This window comes from Ruegeria sp., assembly GCF_965243365.1.
Lineage (GTDB): Bacteria > Pseudomonadota > Alphaproteobacteria > Rhodobacterales > Rhodobacteraceae > Ruegeria.
Genome location: NZ_CBDEUW010000002.1, coordinates 997,845 through 1,013,055, shown reverse-complemented (window position 1 = coordinate 1,013,055; position 15,211 = coordinate 997,845). Strand labels below are relative to the sequence as shown.

General features: G+C 55.6%; 18 protein-coding genes and 1 pseudogene. 14 read left to right on the top strand and 5 right to left on the bottom strand.

The window, feature by feature from the left end; all coding sequences use genetic code 11:
- Window positions 1–102: 102 nt before the first annotated feature.
- The 3 genes from ACP0GE_RS08745 to ACP0GE_RS08735 all read left to right on the top strand — a co-directional run bounded on the left by ACP0GE_RS08745 (window position 103) and on the right by ACP0GE_RS08735 (window position 1,978).
- Window positions 103–561, top strand: a complete 459-nt coding sequence (locus ACP0GE_RS08745; protein WP_424831569.1) for an NADAR family protein — start codon at window positions 103–105, stop codon at window positions 559–561.
- 10 nt (window positions 562–571) lie between these two features.
- Window positions 572–1,027, top strand: coding sequence for a macro domain-containing protein (locus ACP0GE_RS08740; RefSeq protein WP_424831568.1), 456 nt, complete (start codon window positions 572–574; stop codon window positions 1,025–1,027).
- Window positions 1,028–1,108: 81 nt separating this feature from the next.
- Entirely contained in the window at window positions 1,109–1,978 is an 870-nt protein-coding gene (locus ACP0GE_RS08735; protein ID WP_424831567.1) for a DMT family transporter, read from the top strand.
- Here the strand turns inward: ACP0GE_RS08735 and ACP0GE_RS08730 are convergent.
- Window positions 1,963–2,763: a putative rhamnosyl transferase gene (locus tag ACP0GE_RS08730; RefSeq protein ID WP_424831566.1), complete on the bottom strand. Its 801-nt coding sequence runs from the start codon at window positions 2,761–2,763 to the stop codon at window positions 1,963–1,965. The genes ACP0GE_RS08735 and ACP0GE_RS08730 overlap by 16 nt on opposite strands.
- Before the next feature lie 394 nt (window positions 2,764–3,157).
- Between ACP0GE_RS08730 and rpsL the strand changes: the two genes are divergently transcribed.
- From rpsL to tuf (ACP0GE_RS08700), 6 genes and pseudogenes are all read left to right on the top strand, one after another.
- Window positions 3,158–3,529 carry a 30S ribosomal protein S12 gene (gene rpsL, locus ACP0GE_RS08725; RefSeq protein ID WP_005621086.1) on the top strand — a complete coding sequence of 124 codons (372 nt, stop codon included), beginning with the start codon at window positions 3,158–3,160 and terminating at the stop codon, window positions 3,527–3,529.
- Window positions 3,530–3,544: 15 nt separating this feature from the next.
- On the top strand, window positions 3,545–4,015 hold the full coding sequence (rpsG, locus tag ACP0GE_RS08720) for a 30S ribosomal protein S7 (protein WP_010441203.1): 471 nt from the start codon (window positions 3,545–3,547) through the stop codon (window positions 4,013–4,015).
- Between the two features lie 18 nt (window positions 4,016–4,033).
- Entirely contained in the window at window positions 4,034–6,151 is a 2,118-nt protein-coding gene (gene fusA, locus ACP0GE_RS08715; protein WP_424831565.1) for an elongation factor G, read from the top strand.
- Between the two features lie 60 nt (window positions 6,152–6,211).
- Window positions 6,212–7,387: an elongation factor Tu gene (tuf, locus tag ACP0GE_RS08710; protein ID WP_424831564.1), complete on the top strand. Its 1,176-nt coding sequence runs from the start codon at window positions 6,212–6,214 to the stop codon at window positions 7,385–7,387.
- A 124-nt stretch (window positions 7,388–7,511) separates the two neighbouring features.
- Window positions 7,512–9,338 carry an amidohydrolase gene (locus ACP0GE_RS08705; RefSeq protein ID WP_424831563.1) on the top strand — a complete coding sequence of 609 codons (1,827 nt, stop codon included), beginning with the start codon at window positions 7,512–7,514 and terminating at the stop codon, window positions 9,336–9,338.
- A gap of 30 nt (window positions 9,339–9,368) precedes the next feature.
- Window positions 9,369–9,512: pseudogene (gene tuf / locus ACP0GE_RS08700) on the top strand (elongation factor Tu); the annotation flags it as partial.
- A 185-nt stretch (window positions 9,513–9,697) separates the two neighbouring features.
- Here the strand turns inward: tuf (ACP0GE_RS08700) and ACP0GE_RS08695 are convergent.
- Entirely contained in the window at window positions 9,698–10,039 is a 342-nt protein-coding gene (locus tag ACP0GE_RS08695) for a hypothetical protein (RefSeq protein ID WP_424831562.1), read from the bottom strand.
- A gap of 258 nt (window positions 10,040–10,297) precedes the next feature.
- Between ACP0GE_RS08695 and rpsJ the strand changes: the two genes are divergently transcribed.
- Genes rpsJ through ACP0GE_RS08675 form a run of 4 tightly spaced genes read left to right on the top strand, consistent with a single transcriptional unit; the run spans window position 10,298 to window position 12,272 of the window.
- Window positions 10,298–10,612, top strand: a complete 315-nt coding sequence (rpsJ, locus tag ACP0GE_RS08690; protein ID WP_008756422.1) for a 30S ribosomal protein S10 — start codon at window positions 10,298–10,300, stop codon at window positions 10,610–10,612.
- Window positions 10,613–10,630: 18 nt separating this feature from the next.
- The gene (gene rplC / locus ACP0GE_RS08685; RefSeq protein ID WP_424831561.1) at window positions 10,631–11,365 is read left to right on the top strand and encodes a 50S ribosomal protein L3; all 735 of its coding nucleotides are present in this window, start codon (window positions 10,631–10,633) and stop codon (window positions 11,363–11,365) included.
- Entirely contained in the window at window positions 11,362–11,979 is a 618-nt protein-coding gene (gene rplD / locus ACP0GE_RS08680; RefSeq protein ID WP_170694153.1) for a 50S ribosomal protein L4, read from the top strand. Before rplC ends, rplD begins: the two co-directional genes overlap by 4 nt.
- The gene (locus tag ACP0GE_RS08675; protein ID WP_008757532.1) at window positions 11,976–12,272 is read left to right on the top strand and encodes a 50S ribosomal protein L23; all 297 of its coding nucleotides are present in this window, start codon (window positions 11,976–11,978) and stop codon (window positions 12,270–12,272) included. Before rplD ends, ACP0GE_RS08675 begins: the two co-directional genes overlap by 4 nt.
- Window positions 12,273–12,335: 63 nt before the next feature.
- On the opposite strand, the gene ACP0GE_RS08670 is transcribed toward ACP0GE_RS08675, so the two are convergent.
- From ACP0GE_RS08670 to ACP0GE_RS08660, 3 genes are all read right to left on the bottom strand, one after another.
- Window positions 12,336–12,866, bottom strand: a complete 531-nt coding sequence (locus ACP0GE_RS08670) for a hypothetical protein (RefSeq protein ID WP_424831560.1) — start codon at window positions 12,864–12,866, stop codon at window positions 12,336–12,338.
- Between the two features lie 510 nt (window positions 12,867–13,376).
- A complete protein-coding gene (locus ACP0GE_RS08665; RefSeq protein WP_424831559.1) occupies window positions 13,377–13,643 on the bottom strand; it encodes a hypothetical protein in 267 nt (88 codons plus the stop codon).
- Window positions 13,644–13,673: 30 nt separating this feature from the next.
- Window positions 13,674–13,919 carry a hypothetical protein gene (locus ACP0GE_RS08660; protein ID WP_424831558.1) on the bottom strand — a complete coding sequence of 82 codons (246 nt, stop codon included), beginning with the start codon at window positions 13,917–13,919 and terminating at the stop codon, window positions 13,674–13,676.
- Window positions 13,920–14,365: 446 nt separating this feature from the next.
- Between ACP0GE_RS08660 and rplB the strand changes: the two genes are divergently transcribed.
- Entirely contained in the window at window positions 14,366–15,208 is an 843-nt protein-coding gene (gene rplB, locus ACP0GE_RS08655; RefSeq protein WP_170356688.1) for a 50S ribosomal protein L2, read from the top strand.
- Window positions 15,209–15,211 lie beyond the last annotated feature (3 nt).

Genomic DNA, 15,211 nt, shown 5'->3' with positions numbered 1-15,211 from the left:
TGCAAGCTTGCAGGGCCTTTTTCCTTTAAGGTGTTTCGAGTTGCAGCATCTGCAATCGTCATAAGCCTTGCATTCCCGCATTGCTTGGGTGTTTCTTCCGGTATGGTTGAAAAATCGATCCCGACAACGGTTTATTTCTACGCCCAGACAGATGACTTTGCAGAGTTTTCGAACTTCGCACCTTTTGGCGTGGCCATGGAAGGCCAATGGTGGCGGACGGTCGAGCATTTCTTTCAAGCTCAGAAGTTCCTCGATATCAGTTACAGAGAGCGTATCAGGGCCGCCATTAAGCCAAAGGACGCCAAGGCGCTGGGGATGACCCGGCGTGTTCCGCTGCGTGAAGATTGGGAAGAGATCAAAGACCAGATCATGTTGGATGCGGTCCGGGTGAAGTTTCAAACTCATGAACAACCCAGACAATTGCTGCTTTCAACCAGAACTGCGCGGATCGTGGAAAACGCGCCGATGGATGCCTATTGGGGGTGCGGCCCGGATGGGCAGGGATTGAACCGACTGGGCCAGATATTGATGCAGGTTCGGCAGGAACTGGCTTTGGATTGAGGGTGCGGTGATGAAGAGAATAACGGGTGATTTGATCCAACTTGCCTTGAACGGTGAATTCGACGTCATTGTTCACGGATGCAACTGTTTTCATCAGATGGGCGCCGGAATTGCCAAGACCATCGCGGCAGATTTCCCGGAAGCTTTCGAAGCGGACAAAGCAACGGAATATGGTGTCGAGACTAAGCTGGGCACCATTTCGTTTGCTCAGATAACCAGAGGCACCGCCCAATTTGTTATCGTCAACGCTTATACGCAGTTTCATTGGAGGGGCCCGAAACCCAGGGCGGTTTACCCGGCAATTTCCAGGTGCTTTGAGCGTATAGCGGAACAGTTTCCCGAAGCGCGTATCGGATACCCATTGATAGGCGCAGGGCTTGCTGGCGGTGATTGGTCAATCATCGCTCCGAGAATTGATGACGCGCTTTCGGGTCTGGATCACACTTTGGTTGAATATTCCGGTTGAAGCCAGGCTATGTAGTCAGTTGACAACACTACCTGTTTTCCGGCCAATGGGCCGGAGTTTCGGCTGCTGGATTTCACCCAAATGACCCCCAATATAAAAGGTGCGCTGCTGATGATGAGCAGCATGATGGCCTTTACCATGAACGATGCCGTGGTGAAGTTCGTTTTGCAGGACCTGCCCCTGTTCCAACTGATCGCCATGCGTGGGGTGCTGGCGACGCTGCTTGTTTATCTTCTGGCACGTCACCTTGGGACGTTGCACCTGAACTTCTCGCGCCATGACAAATGGCTGGTGGCATTTCGCAGCTTGGCTGAATTGACGGCGACGTTCTTTTTTCTGGCTGCACTGAAACACATGCTGCTGGCGAATGTGACTGCAGTGCTGCAGGCTTTGCCTCTGACGGTGACGTTGGGTGCGGTGCTGTTATTTAAAGAACGCATTGGTTGGCGACGAATGGTGGCAATTGCGATGGGGTTTGCCGGTATGTTGCTGATCGTCCGACCCGGCCCCGAAGGGTTCAGCATCTATTCGATATTTGCACTGATAGCGGTGCTGTCATATACTGCACGCGATATGGCGACACGGCGTATGTCAGCTGATGTGCCCTCAATGGTTGTCACGCTGGCAACGTCTTTGTCGGTAACGGTAGCCGCTGCAATTGTTTCAGTCTTTGAAGGGTGGGTTCCAGTCTCTCCGGAGACCGGTGGCCTTGTGGCCGGGGCGGCGGTGTTCGTCATGATGGGCTATGTTTTCAGCGTCATGGTCATGCGGGTGGGCGAGGTCGGGTTCGTGGCACCGTTCCGATATTCCAGCCTGCTATGGGCGTTGGGGCTGGGTTGGCTTGTCTTCGGCGACTGGCCCGACGATGTGACGATGCTTGGCGCGGCTCTGGTTGTCGGAGGGGGATTGTTCACCTTGTTCCGTGAACGCGCGGCTCAGGCGTCCGAGTAGGTTAACCTCGCAGCGTCAACGGCAAAGCGTTCGGCGAGATCCGTCTTGATATCGATGTCCAGCGGCTCAGGTTTTTGCTGACCCTTTCGCGCGTTGGGAGAGTCGTTAAAGCCGTTCAGGCTGCGGATCCACATCGGCTTGTCCGGGTAGCTGACCACAGGCATGAACCGCGCCAGGCGCTGGTGGGCGAAATTCATAATTGTCAGATCGCTGTTACCCTGAACGTACATGCCCAAACCTGCGGAAATCAGGCTGCGATGCAGCCGCAGGGCGCGCGGTGCGCCACGGCTGACGTCCAGCAGATAGCCGCAATTGAAATCTATGGTGATTGCAGGGTGTCGTTTGATCAGGCCGGTGAAGTCACCTATCGCCCCGCGCAACCGTTCGATAAAATCCACGGCCACCGCATCGTCGTCATCCAGCCGAAATTGAAGGCATGGTTTTCCGGGGTCCGTACGCGCCTGATTCAGAATGCGCTTCATAACCTTGCGGTGTTCGTCCGGTGTCTCTGCAATGATGCGAACTTGCTTTACACCAGCTGTCAGATCGTACAGCCTGTCCGAAGCATCCGCCGGCAGGCAATTTCCGACAACGATAAGAAACTCAAAATCCTCGTCGGTTTGATCCTTGAGACCGGGCAGGGTGACAGTTTCCAACAGATGGAACCGCTCATTCAAACGTTTTGAGGAATAGAGAAAGGCCCGGCGGTCTTCAATCGTCTCATGCTCGATTTGGAATCCTCCGATGGCAGGGTAGGAAAAGCGGCACAGGCCGGTAACTTGCATGATCTATCTCTTGTAACTCGCGTGGCGTGACTATGCGTGCGGCTTTGACAGGCTACAACTTACAATATGCTGCTCATCTGTTGCGGGCATTGATAAATCAGCATATTTCGGCCAGCGAACGGGTATTCCCCAAGCGCTGTTGACACTGCGCCCGACTCCCCCTATTACGCGCGACATCTCGGTGCCGGGGGCCGCCCCACAACCGATTCCAGTAATGAACTGGTCAAGGCCCGAACAATTTTGTCGTTCGCGCCCTCTGATAAACAACCGCGACGTTCACCTCGGAATGGGAACGCTCGCGGGTTTTGCGCTTGTGGACGCATAAGTGCAGCGAATTTAACCGCACGCAGCCGCGTGCATGTCATGTGTGTTGCAAAACGGGGAAGAAACCGGAATGCCAACTATTCAACAGCTGATCCGCAAGCCGCGGCAGCCCAAAGTAAAACGCTCGAAGTCCATGCACCTGGAGCAGTGCCCGCAGAAACGCGGCGTCTGCACCCGCGTGTACACCACCACACCTAAAAAGCCGAACTCGGCGATGCGTAAGGTTGCCAAGGTGCGCCTGACCAACGGGTTCGAGGTCATCTCGTACATCCCCGGTGAAAGCCACAACCTGCAGGAACACTCGGTTGTTCTGATCCGTGGCGGCCGTGTAAAAGACCTTCCCGGTGTGCGTTACCACATCCTGCGCGGTGTTCTGGATACTCAGGGCGTCAAAGACCGTAAGCAGCGTCGTTCGAAATACGGCGCGAAGCGTCCCAAGTAAGAAGGAGAGGCTGATATGTCACGTCGTCACGCCGCCGAAAAACGCGAAGTTCTGCCTGACGCCAAATTTGGCGACAAGGTACTGACCAAATTCATGAACAACCTGATGATCGACGGCAAGAAGTCGGTCGCAGAGCGCATCGTTTACAACGCATTTGACCGCGTTGAAAACAAGGTAAAGCGCGCTCCTGTCGAAGTGTTCCACGAAGCGCTCGACAACATCAAACCGTCGGTCGAGGTTCGCTCGCGCCGGGTTGGTGGTGCAACCTATCAGGTTCCGGTCGAAGTCCGTCCTGAGCGCCGCGAAGCTCTGGCCATCCGTTGGCTGATCACCGCTGCGCGCGGCCGCAACGAAAACACCATGGAAGAACGCCTCGCCGGTGAGCTGCTGGACGCTGTACAGTCCCGCGGTACTGCCGTGAAGAAGCGCGAAGACACCCACAAGATGGCCGAGGCGAACAAAGCCTTCAGCCACTACCGTTGGTAATTCAGAGGCTTATCAAAAATGGCACGCGAATATCCGCTCGAACTATACCGTAACTTCGGTATCATGGCGCACATCGACGCAGGTAAGACCACCTGCTCGGAGCGTATCCTGTATTACACTGGTAAATCCCACAACATCGGTGAGGTGCACGACGGTGCAGCCACCATGGACTGGATGGAGCAGGAGCAGGAACGCGGCATCACCATCACTTCGGCTGCGACCACCACGTTCTGGGAGCGCACCGAGGACGGTCAGACCGCCGATACCCCCAAGCACCGCCTGAACATCATCGACACCCCCGGCCACGTTGACTTCACCATCGAAGTCGAACGCTCGCTGGCGGTTCTCGACGGTGCCGTCTGCGTTCTGGACGCAAACGCTGGTGTTGAGCCCCAGACCGAAACCGTGTGGCGTCAGGCTGACCGCTACAAGGTTCCGCGTATGGTTTTCGTCAACAAGATGGACAAGATCGGCGCTGACTTCTTCAACTGCGTCAACATGATTGAAGACCGCACCGGCGCACGCGCTGTTCCGGTTGGTATTCCGATCGGTGCCGAGTCCGAGCTGGAAGGTCTGATCGACCTGGTCACCATGGAAGAGTGGCTGTGGCAGGGTGAAGATCTGGGCGCAAGCTGGATCAAAGCTCCGATCCGCGACAGCCTGAAAGACATGGCTGACGAATGGCGCGGCAAGATGATCGAAGCGGCCGTCGAAATGGACGACGACGCGATGATGGAATACCTGGAAGGCAATGAGCCCGACGTTCCGACCCTGCGCAAACTGCTGCGCAAGGGCACACTGGAAATCGCGTTTGTTCCGGTTCTGGGTGGTTCGGCGTTCAAGAACAAAGGCGTACAGCCGCTGCTCAACGCCGTGATCGACTATCTGCCCAGCCCGCTGGACGTTGTTGATTACATGGGCTTCAAACCCGGCGACGAGGAAGAAGTTCGTGACATCGCCCGTCGTGCAGACGACGACATGGCCTTCTCGGGTCTGGCGTTCAAAATCATGAACGACCCCTTCGTTGGCTCGCTGACCTTCACTCGGATCTACTCGGGCACCATGAACAAAGGTGACTCGATCCTGAACTCGACCAAAGGTAAAAAAGAGCGCATCGGTCGTATGATGATGATGCACTCGAACAACCGGGAAGAGATCGAAGAAGCGTTTGCAGGCGACATCATCGCGCTGGCGGGTCTGAAAGACACCACCACCGGTGACACCCTGTGTGATGCGAAGGATCCGGTGGTTCTGGAAACCATGACCTTCCCTGATCCGGTGATCGAGATCGCGGTTGAGCCCAAAACCAAGGGCGACCAAGAGAAAATGTCCCAGGGTCTGGCCCGTCTGGCCGCCGAAGACCCGTCCTTCCGCGTGGAAACTGATCTGGAATCCGGTCAGACCATCATGAAGGGCATGGGCGAACTTCACCTGGACATCCTGGTTGACCGTCTGAAGCGCGAGTTCAAAGTCGAGGCGAACATCGGTGCGCCGCAGGTGGCCTATCGTGAAACCATCTCGATGCCGGTCGAGCACACCTACACCCACAAGAAACAGTCGGGTGGTTCGGGTCAGTTCGCGGAAGTCAAGCTGGAGATCCAGCCGACCGAAGCAGGCGAAGGCTATTCGTTCGAAAGCCGCATCGTTGGTGGTGCCGTTCCGAAGGAATACATCCCCGGTGTTGAAAAAGGCATCAACTCGGTCATGGACAGCGGCCCTCTGGCTGGCTTCCCTGTGATCGACTTCAAGGTTGCCCTGCTGGACGGTAAGTTCCACGACGTTGACTCGAGCGTTCTGGCGTTCGAAATCGCATCGCGGATGTGTATGCGTGAAGGCATGCGCAAAGCTGGCGCGAAACTGCTGGAACCGATCATGAAGGTCGAAGTGATCACCCCGGAAGAATACACCGGCGGTATCATCGGCGACCTGACCTCGCGTCGGGGCCAAGTGTCTGGACAAGAGCCGCGCGGCAACGCCATCGCAATTGATGCGTTCGTTCCGCTCGCGAACATGTTCGGCTACATCAACACTCTGCGTTCGATGTCGTCGGGCCGTGCCCAGTTCACCATGCAGTTCGACCACTACGATCCGGTTCCGCAGAACATCTCGGACGAGATCCAGGCGAAATACGCATAAGCGAAGATTTGAGGGAGCTCCGGTCAGGGGCTCCCTTCATTACCGAAAAAGGAGGCCATCATGGCAAAGGAAAAGTTTGAGCGTACAAAACCGCACGTCAACATCGGCACGATTGGCCACGTTGACCATGGTAAGACGACGCTGACCGCAGCAATCACCAAGTATTTTGGTGACTTCAAAGCGTATGACCAGATTGACGGTGCGCCGGAAGAGAAAGCGCGCGGCATCACCATCTCGACCGCCCACGTGGAATACGAGACCGACAACCGCCACTATGCGCATGTCGACTGCCCCGGCCACGCCGACTACGTCAAGAACATGATCACCGGTGCCGCGCAGATGGACGGCGCGATCCTGGTTGTGAACGCAGCTGACGGCCCGATGCCGCAGACGCGTGAGCACATCCTGCTGGGCCGCCAGGTTGGCATCCCGAAGATGGTCGTGTTCATGAACAAAGTTGACCAGGTTGACGACGAAGAGCTGCTGGAACTGGTGGAAATGGAAATCCGCGAGCTGCTGTCGAGCTATGAGTACCCCGGCGACGATATTCCGATCATCGCAGGGTCGGCTCTGGCCGCGATGGAAGGCAACAACCCGGAAATCGGCGAAGAGAAAATCAAGGAACTGATGGCGGCTGTTGATGACTACATCGACACCCCCGAGCGTGCTGTTGACCAGCCGTTCCTGATGCCGATCGAAGACGTGTTCTCAATCTCGGGCCGTGGTACTGTTGTGACCGGTCGTGTTGAGCGTGGCGTGATCAATGTTGGCGACGAGATCGAAATCGTCGGCATCCGCGACACCACCAAGACCACCTGCACCGGCGTTGAAATGTTCCGCAAGCTGCTGGACCGCGGTGAAGCGGGCGACAACATCGGCGCGCTGCTGCGTGGTGTTGACCGTGACGGCGTTGAGCGTGGCCAGGTTCTGTGTAAGCCGGGTTCGGTGACACCGCACACCAAGTTCGAAGCCGAAGCCTACATCCTGACCAAGGAAGAAGGCGGTCGTCACACCCCGTTCTTCGCGAACTACCGTCCGCAGTTCTACTTCCGGACCACTGACGTGACCGGCACCGTGACGCTGGCCGAAGGCACCGAGATGGTCATGCCCGGCGACAACGTGTCGTTCGGCGTTGAGCTGATCGCCCCCATCGCGATGGAAAACGGCCTGCGCTTCGCGATCCGCGAAGGCGGTCGCACCGTCGGCGCTGGCGTTGTGTCGAAAATCATCGAGTAATTCGCACCCGCGAATAGCCAAAGAAAGGGCGCCCCTCGGGGCGCCCTTTTTCGTTTTTGCCTCAGCTCACAGTGATGCTAACCTCTTTCATATTGAGACATTGCAATAGAAAAGAGGTAATCAGATGCACTTTTCGACGCGTTCAATCTGTCTTGTCGCAGCAATCGCTTTCTCCTCTACCTCGGCGTCCTCGCAACAAATCGCTGATAGAATTTATCTCGGTGGGCCAATCGTAACGATAAACGATGCAGCTCCGTCCGCTGAGGCTGTCGCCGTCAAGGACGGGCGCATTCTTGCCGTGGGGTCGCTGTCTGATTTGTCAGCACATCAGGGGGAAGGAACCGCAACCTATGATTTGGAAGGGCGCGCGATGCTTCCGGGTTTCGTCGATAGCCATGGACATGTCGTCATGGGGGGCTTGCAGGCGCTGTCCGCTAATCTTCTCGCGCCACCGGATGGCGAGGTTGTTGATATTGCCAGCCTGCAATCCACGCTGTCAGACTGGGCCGAGGAGAATGCGCAGGCCGTTGAACAGGTTAAAATGATCATTGGCTTTGGCTACGACAATGCTCAACTAAAGGAACTGCGCCATCCTACACGGCACGAGCTGGACATGGTGTCCAAAGACTTGCCTGTCATTATTATTCATCAGTCTGGGCACTTGGGTGTCGCAAACTCGAAGGCCTTAGAATTGGCTGGCATCACAGCCGCTTCAGAAGCTCCTCCGGGTGGAGTAATTCAGCGCGATGACGGTGGGGAACCAAATGGTGTATTAGAAGAGTATGCGTTCTTTTCGGTTCTTGTCCCCATGCTAGGAAATTTGGGTGAGGAAGGTCTGGCGGCATTCGCCCGTGCAGGTGCCGATCTCTGGGCAAAGTTTGGATATACAACCGGACAAGAAGGCCGATCTTCGGGTGAAATTGTAGAAGTTCTCAGGAAAGTTGCGGCCGAAGACGGGCTTCCAATCGACGTGGTAGCGTTTCCGGATGTTCTTGAGGCCAGGGAATTTATTGGTGCCAACACCTCAAAGAACTACAATGACCGGGTTCGAGTCGGGGGCTGTAAGCTCACGATTGACGGTTCGCCTCAGGGTTTCACAGCATTGAGGGATCGACCCTATTATGATCCGGTTGGGAACTATGCTGCCGGGTATTCAGGATACGCCGCTATCACGATGGAGCAACTCCAGGACGCGGTGAACTGGTGTTACGAGAACGGGTTCCAGATTCTTGTGCATTCCAACGGTGAGGGAGCATCTGACATGCTGATTGCGGCCCTAGAAGAAGCGCAGATCAAGTATGGCGACCCTGGTAACCGTCCTGTTCTGATTCATGGCCAGTTTCTACGAGAAGACCAGGTTGCGAGCTTTAAGCGCCTTGGTGTTTTTCCGTCGCTTTTCCCTATGCACACCTTTTACTGGGGCGATTGGCACCGGGATCACACCGTTGGGCCGATCAATGCAGACAATATCTCACCCACCGGATGGCTGCGCGAGCGGGACATGATGTTTGGTACACACCACGATGCCCCGGTGGCCTTTCCCGACAGCATGCGTGTCCTTGCCGCAACCGTCACTCGCCGTACTCGGTCCGGTGATATCTTGGGGCCGCATCAGAGGGTCGATGTTATGACTGCCTTGAAGGCCATGACGATCTGGCCTGCGTGGCAGCATTTTGAGGAGGATGAAAAGGGCTCGATCGAGGTTGGAAAGGTGGCGGACTTTGTGATCCTGTCGGATGACCCCACAGCGGTTGATCCGGAAACATTGGCGGAACTTGAGGTGCTGGTGACCGTCAAGGCGGATCAGGTTATCTATGAGGCCGTGGAAGGGGTCAAAGAGGGCAATTTGCAGTTCTCGCCGTTTTCGAATGACCCTGTGATTGCTCATCTCTTTTTGCATGCGGTGTATCAGGGGATGAAGGTTGAAGACCCGTGGCTGGTGCGGAATTAGTTGGGGTTCATCGCAGTAGTCTCAGGAAACACAGAGAAAGTCGTACCTGGCGACAACGTGTCGTTCGGCATTGAACTGATCGCGCCGATCGCGATGGAAAACGGTCTGCGCTTCGCCATCCGCGAAGGCGGCCGCACTGCTGGCGCGGGTGTTGTGTCGAAGATCGTCGAATAATCACGGTAGGTCGGACATCAGCCCGGCATATCAGTGAGACTAAAAAAGGCCGTCCCGAAAGGGGCGGCCTTTTTGTTTGAATTCAATAATCCCGAGACGCACATAACAAGTGCGTCGAAAATCATCGCGTAAGGCGGCTTTGCCTGCTGGTGGGCGGCAGTTGCTCTGAAAGAATTAAAAACCGCTTAGTCGGGCGCGGTTTGGTGCCATTTGTTTTCCAAATGCCTCCCATCCACCATGAGCAAGGGAGCGTATTTACCAGGAGGGTAAATAACGAAACAATCCTCTCTCTGTGCGACCTCCAAGCGCTTGTCTGGATTCGAGTTGTCAGAATTCCAAGGATACAACACTTCACAGAGTTTTCCTGGAGGCACTTCATACAATTCAAGATGAGGTTCGATCAGGACGTTAAGTGATTCAGCATCTTTCTCATTTAATACGGTCAATATTAATGTGGTGAAATCCGATAAATCTACCATCCTTATCCCTTCTTTTGCGAGCCCAGATTGAGAGCGTTTAGGGTTCATTCATATATTGCCTACTGCTGTTTCATGTGCTTGCAGGCGGTCATCTAACCGTTCGTCTACATCAGATAAGCTTTGCATGAAAATGGAAGCCGCGGCCCCAACTTTTTGGCTTGCCAAACCCCACCAACCCCACTATCACGCGCGGGTTCTCCATAAGAACGTCAAGGCGGGGTGATTCCCGCCTTTTGGGTTCGAAGAGGGTTGGCGATGCGCGTCTGTCCTCCTCTCAACCTCAACGCCTGATAAAAGGCTGTTAATATGCAAAGCCAAAACATCCGTATTCGGCTGAAGGCATTTGACTATCGCGTTCTGGATGCCAGCACGCAAGAGATCGTCAACACTGCCAAGCGGACCGGCGCGAACGTGCGCGGCCCGATCCCGCTGCCGAACAAGATTGAGAAGTTCACGGTTCTCCGTGGCCCTCACGTAGACAAGAAATCCCGCGACCAGTTCGAGATCCGTACGCACAAGCGTCTCTTGGACATCGTTGATCCGACCCCCCAGACCGTTGACGCGCTGATGAAGCTCGACCTCGCTGCTGGTGTGGACGTCGAGATCAAGCTGCAGTCGTAAGATCGGAGGGTATAGATTATGCGCTCTGGTATTATCGCAAAAAAAGTTGGCATGACCCGCCTGTTCATGGAAGACGGCAAGCAGGTCCCTGTGACCGTTCTTCACCTGGACAACCTGCAGGTCGTTGCACAGCGTACCGCTGACAAAGACGGCTACACCGCCGTTCAGCTGGGCGCCGGTGCTGCCAAGGCAAAACGCACCTCGAAAGCCATGCGCGGTCACTACGCCGCTGCAAAGGTCGAGCCCAAGCGTAAGCTGGCCGAATTCCGCGTCTCCGAAGATGGCCTGATCGATGTGGGTGCCGAGATTTCGGCAGAACACTTCCTGGAAGGTCAGAAGGTTGACGTTTCGGGTACTTCGATCGGTAAAGGTTTTGCCGGTGCGATGAAGCGTTGGAACTTTGGTGGTCTGCGCGCCTCGCACGGTGTTTCGATCAGCCACCGTTCGCACGGTTCGACCGGTCAGTGTCAGGACCCGGGCAAGGTTTTCAAAGGCAAGAAGATGGCCGGTCACATGGGTGCTGCCCGTGTTACCACCCAGAACCTGGAAGTCGTCAAAACCGACGCCGACCGGAACCTGGTCTTCATCAAAGGCGCCGTTCCCGGACCGAAATCGGGCTGGGTCACCGTCAAGGACGCCGTCAAGAAGAAAGCACCGGAAGGCCTGCCTTTCCCGGCTGCTGTGAAGTCGGCTGTCACCGAGGCAACCGAAGCACCTGCGGAAGAAGCGCCCGCAGAAGGTGGTGAAGCATGAAACTTGATGTAATCAAACTGGACGGCGGCAAAGCCGGCAACATCGAGCTGGATGCGGACCTGTTCGGCCTCGAGCCGCGCGCGGACATCCTGCACCGCGTGGTCCGCTGGCAGCGCAACAACGCGCAGGCTGGCACCCACAAGGTAAAGACCCGCTCGGAAACCAGCTACTCGACCAAGAAGATCTATCGCCAGAAGGGCACCGGTGGCGCACGCCATGGTGACCGCAACGCGCCGATCTTCCGCAAGGGTGGTATCTACAAGGGCCCGACCCCTCGTTCGCACGGCCACGACCTGCCGAAAAAGTTCCGCAAGCTTGGCCTGCGCCACGCTCTGTCGGCCAAAGCCAAAGCAGGTGAACTGGTTGTGATCGAAAACGCCGAAGCCGAAGGCAAGACCGCCGCTCTGGCCAAACAGGTTGCAAACCTGGGCTGGAAACGCGCTCTGGTCATCGACGGCGCGACCGTGAACGAAGGGTTCCTGAAAGCGTCCAAGAACATCGAAGGTCTGGATATCCTGCCGTCGATGGGCGCAAACGTCTATGACATCCTCAAGCGTGACACCCTGGTGCTCACCAAAGCGGCTGTCGAAGCACTGGAGGCTCGTCTGAAATGAGCGCGAAGGCAGAACACTACGACGTGATCCGCAAGCCGATCATCACCGAAAAGTCGACCATGGCGTCCGAAAACGGCGCGGTTGTCTTTGAAGTGGCGATCGACAGCAACAAGCCGCAGATCAAAGAGGCCGTTGAGGCGCTGTTTGGTGTGAAGGTCAAAGCGGTGAACACCACCGTGACCAAAGGCAAGGTCAAGCGGTTCCGCGGCCAGCTGGGCCGTCGGAAAGACGTCAAAAAAGCATATGTGACCCTAGAAGAGGGGAACACCATCGACGTGAGCACCGGTCTCTGATCGAACCCGTCTTTGGAGAGAGATAAAGGCCCCCGCGCAAGCGGGGGTTTTTGTTGTGCATGTCTACCAAATGATCAACGGCACTTGGCACGAGGGCGCTTGGTACTCGGGGTAGTTCTTAAGTGCGTAAAGTACACCTAAAACATTGGTGTTATTTAGTCGTTCCCCTTGTTCAAGCCATTCTCCGGCGTCGCCGACTAACTCGGAGTACAATGCCGGGTCCTTGCCGCGAGTGACGAGGCCGACATCCGGTTGGAAGACAAGGCCGGTCGCAGAGCCCTGACGCTCATCGATATCGACCCAAAAAGCCGTTGTCTGTGAGAAAAGGAGTCTCTCATCGTTGCCGACGGACAAAATTTGAAAGTCCGGACCCCGGACCACCGGTAGTGGAGTTCCAAAAGATCGAGATAGATCGAACAGCGCCTGATAGGAGACAATCACGCCGTTAGGCAAGCGCACACAGGTTCCATAGTCTTCGATACGATGGTGTAGAAACAAGACAACATAGCCAAGCACAGCAGTCGCGATTACAGCGAGGAGGAAGGCGGTAAAGCCTTTGGTCAAAGAAAACGAGCGGCCGCAGTGTTGGGGCATTTTTTTGAGCTGAATTTTAATTTCCTATCGCGCCCCAAGATCTATTCCAGCCAACCATCAAATAACCGTTAACGCTCTTTATATTGAATTGCTTTTGAACGCGCAGAAACACCGTACCCTTTGCATGTTACTGGGTCAGCTCAAACGTTGGTAGCGAATTGCGATGATTCCGAACCGCTGCACCGCAAGCGGACCTTCGGATAAGAGCGCAAGGCGTGCCGGAGACTGCCCGTGGGATGGCGCTGCAACGGCTAATCAGTGCGATTTGTGGTGCCAAATACATCCGAATTCTTAGCGAGGTGCAAACTTCCCCAAAGTGCCAGCCCGCCGAGACGGACAGTCGCTGGCGGGGCGGCCTTCGGCCTTGTCCCGCGCCCCACCGCGAATAGTTCGCAGGATTACTGCTTGCTTAGTCAACACCACGGACCATCCCGCTGAAACTAAGTAAGAAACGAAAGACCCCGCCAATGCGGGGTCCAATTTGCTTGCGCTATTTGCGAATAACAAACGTCAGCCTGCTATACAGCTATTGGCAGCATCAGCCTGAGCCTGCGTCACACCGTTTTTGGGCAAAACGCGCTCTTTAATCTGACCGCCGGAAATAGTGGTTTCAACCGCCAGCTGTGATTTGATCCCTGCAGCTTTGGCACATTCGAATACTTTTTCTTTTGACGCAGCACGCGATTGGTTTTCCGCGGCACCGCCATTTTGACTAGAGGTTTCAGCACATGCAGCGATGAATGCGCAGCCAAGCGCAGCAACGATAACTTTTTTCATTCTGGTTTCTCGGGTTCTGTGGGAATCAACTTATGAAATCGACTTGAGGCAGTTTTCAAAGGCAATAGCCTCTTTCAACGGAACTGTGCTTCCGGGGGGATCCGTCTTCAGTGATCTTTCTCCTGTGGGAGAGGTTTCCACGATGAAATCTATCTCGATACCTGCAAGGTCGCGGCATGTGTCGACGCTTTGCTGGTCAGGAATTTCTGTTGTGCTGCACGCTGCGATAAACGTAAGCCCACCGACTGCAGCGAAGCGCAGTGTAATCTTCTTCATGTTGATTTTCCTTTGTACTAAAGAAGGTTAAGAACGATCTACATGGTCGGTTCTTACGCGCAACAGCGCGCTGAAAGATTCAATCAAGAGTTGCTTAATTGCCATCGAAGGATACTGATTGCCCCATACCATAACTTTCTTTTTTTGATAAATTGGATGCCCAGATAGCGTTATGATTTGGAAGGAGGAGAGCTGTTGGTCCTCCGACAGAGGCGAGAGACGGTCAGTTAAAGTACCCTCGTTCTTTGTTGGAAAGTGAAGCCTTTCCCCTATAGACACCCACCCCCAACCCTGTTAAACGCACCCAATCTTGCGGCCTCGGATTCGTTCCGGGGCCTCTGATATTTGTAACCGGGGACCTTCGGGGCCCTATACCCTTGGCACCTACGGGGGCCTATCACATAGCAGGGAAACTCCCTGCACTTGCTAAACGGAAGACAGAAAGCATGGCACTCAAGTCGTACAAGCCGACGACGCCGGGCCAGCGCGGGCTGGTGCTGATCGACCGTTCGGAGCTTTGGAAAGGACGTCCGGTCAAGTCTCTCACAGAGGGTTTGACCAAATCGGGCGGCCGGAACAACACCGGACGGATCACTTCACGCCGCCGCGGCGGTGGCGCAAAGCGTCTCTACCGGATCGTTGACTTCAAACGGAACAAATTTGATGTCGCGGCAACCGTCGAGCGGATCGAATATGACCCGAACCGGACCGCATTCATCGCACTGGTAAAATACGAAGACGGCGAGCAGGCATATATCCTGGCTCCGCAGCGTCTGGCTGTTGGTGACAAGGTCATCGCGTCGGCAAAAGCTGACATCAAGCCGGGCAACGCAATGCCGTTCTCGGGCATGCCCATTGGTACCATCGTCCACAACATCGAGATGAAGCCTGGTAAAGGCGGTCAGATCGCACGTGCGGCCGGTACTTACGCTCAGTTCGTTGGTCGCGATGGCGGCTACGCTCAGATCCGTCTGAGCTCGGGCGAACTGCGCATGGTCCGTCAGGAATGCATGGCCACCGTTGGTGCCGTGTCCAACCCCGACAACAGCAACCAGAACCTCGGTAAAGCCGGTCGTATGCGCCACAAGGGCGTTCGTCCGTCGGTTCGTGGTGTTGCAATGAACCCGATCGATCACCCGCACGGTGGTGGTGAAGGTCGGACCTCGGGTGGCCGTACGCCGGTTACTCCGTGGGGTAAGGACACCAAGGGTAAGCGTACCCGCAACAAGAACAAAGCGTCCCAGAAGCTGATCATCCGCTCGCGGCACGCCAAGAAGAAGGGACGTTAATCT

Coding starts and splice junctions, on each gene's coding strand:
- rplC (WP_424831561.1), top strand. CDS start 10,631: ATGCGCTCTGGTATTATCGCAAAAAAAGTTGGCATGACCCGCCTGTTC.
- ACP0GE_RS08730 (WP_424831566.1), bottom strand. CDS start 2,763: ATGCAAGTTACCGGCCTGTGCCGCTTTTCCTACCCTGCCATCGGAGGA.
- fusA (WP_424831565.1), top strand. CDS start 4,034: ATGGCACGCGAATATCCGCTCGAACTATACCGTAACTTCGGTATCATG.
- rpsG (WP_010441203.1), top strand. CDS start 3,545: ATGTCACGTCGTCACGCCGCCGAAAAACGCGAAGTTCTGCCTGACGCC.
- ACP0GE_RS08660 (WP_424831558.1), bottom strand. CDS start 13,919: ATGAAGAAGATTACACTGCGCTTCGCTGCAGTCGGTGGGCTTACGTTT.
- rpsL (WP_005621086.1), top strand. CDS start 3,158: ATGCCAACTATTCAACAGCTGATCCGCAAGCCGCGGCAGCCCAAAGTA.
- ACP0GE_RS08670 (WP_424831560.1), bottom strand. CDS start 12,866: ATGCCCCAACACTGCGGCCGCTCGTTTTCTTTGACCAAAGGCTTTACC.
- ACP0GE_RS08740 (WP_424831568.1), top strand. CDS start 572: ATGAAGAGAATAACGGGTGATTTGATCCAACTTGCCTTGAACGGTGAA.
- ACP0GE_RS08695 (WP_424831562.1), bottom strand. CDS start 10,039: ATGAACCCTAAACGCTCTCAATCTGGGCTCGCAAAAGAAGGGATAAGG.
- ACP0GE_RS08705 (WP_424831563.1), top strand. CDS start 7,512: ATGCACTTTTCGACGCGTTCAATCTGTCTTGTCGCAGCAATCGCTTTC.
- ACP0GE_RS08665 (WP_424831559.1), bottom strand. CDS start 13,643: ATGAAAAAAGTTATCGTTGCTGCGCTTGGCTGCGCATTCATCGCTGCA.
- rplB (WP_170356688.1), top strand. CDS start 14,366: ATGGCACTCAAGTCGTACAAGCCGACGACGCCGGGCCAGCGCGGGCTG.
- ACP0GE_RS08675 (WP_008757532.1), top strand. CDS start 11,976: ATGAGCGCGAAGGCAGAACACTACGACGTGATCCGCAAGCCGATCATC.
- tuf (WP_424831564.1), top strand. CDS start 6,212: ATGGCAAAGGAAAAGTTTGAGCGTACAAAACCGCACGTCAACATCGGC.
- rplD (WP_170694153.1), top strand. CDS start 11,362: ATGAAACTTGATGTAATCAAACTGGACGGCGGCAAAGCCGGCAACATC.
- ACP0GE_RS08745 (WP_424831569.1), top strand. CDS start 103: ATGGTTGAAAAATCGATCCCGACAACGGTTTATTTCTACGCCCAGACA.
- ACP0GE_RS08735 (WP_424831567.1), top strand. CDS start 1,109: ATGACCCCCAATATAAAAGGTGCGCTGCTGATGATGAGCAGCATGATG.
- rpsJ (WP_008756422.1), top strand. CDS start 10,298: ATGCAAAGCCAAAACATCCGTATTCGGCTGAAGGCATTTGACTATCGC.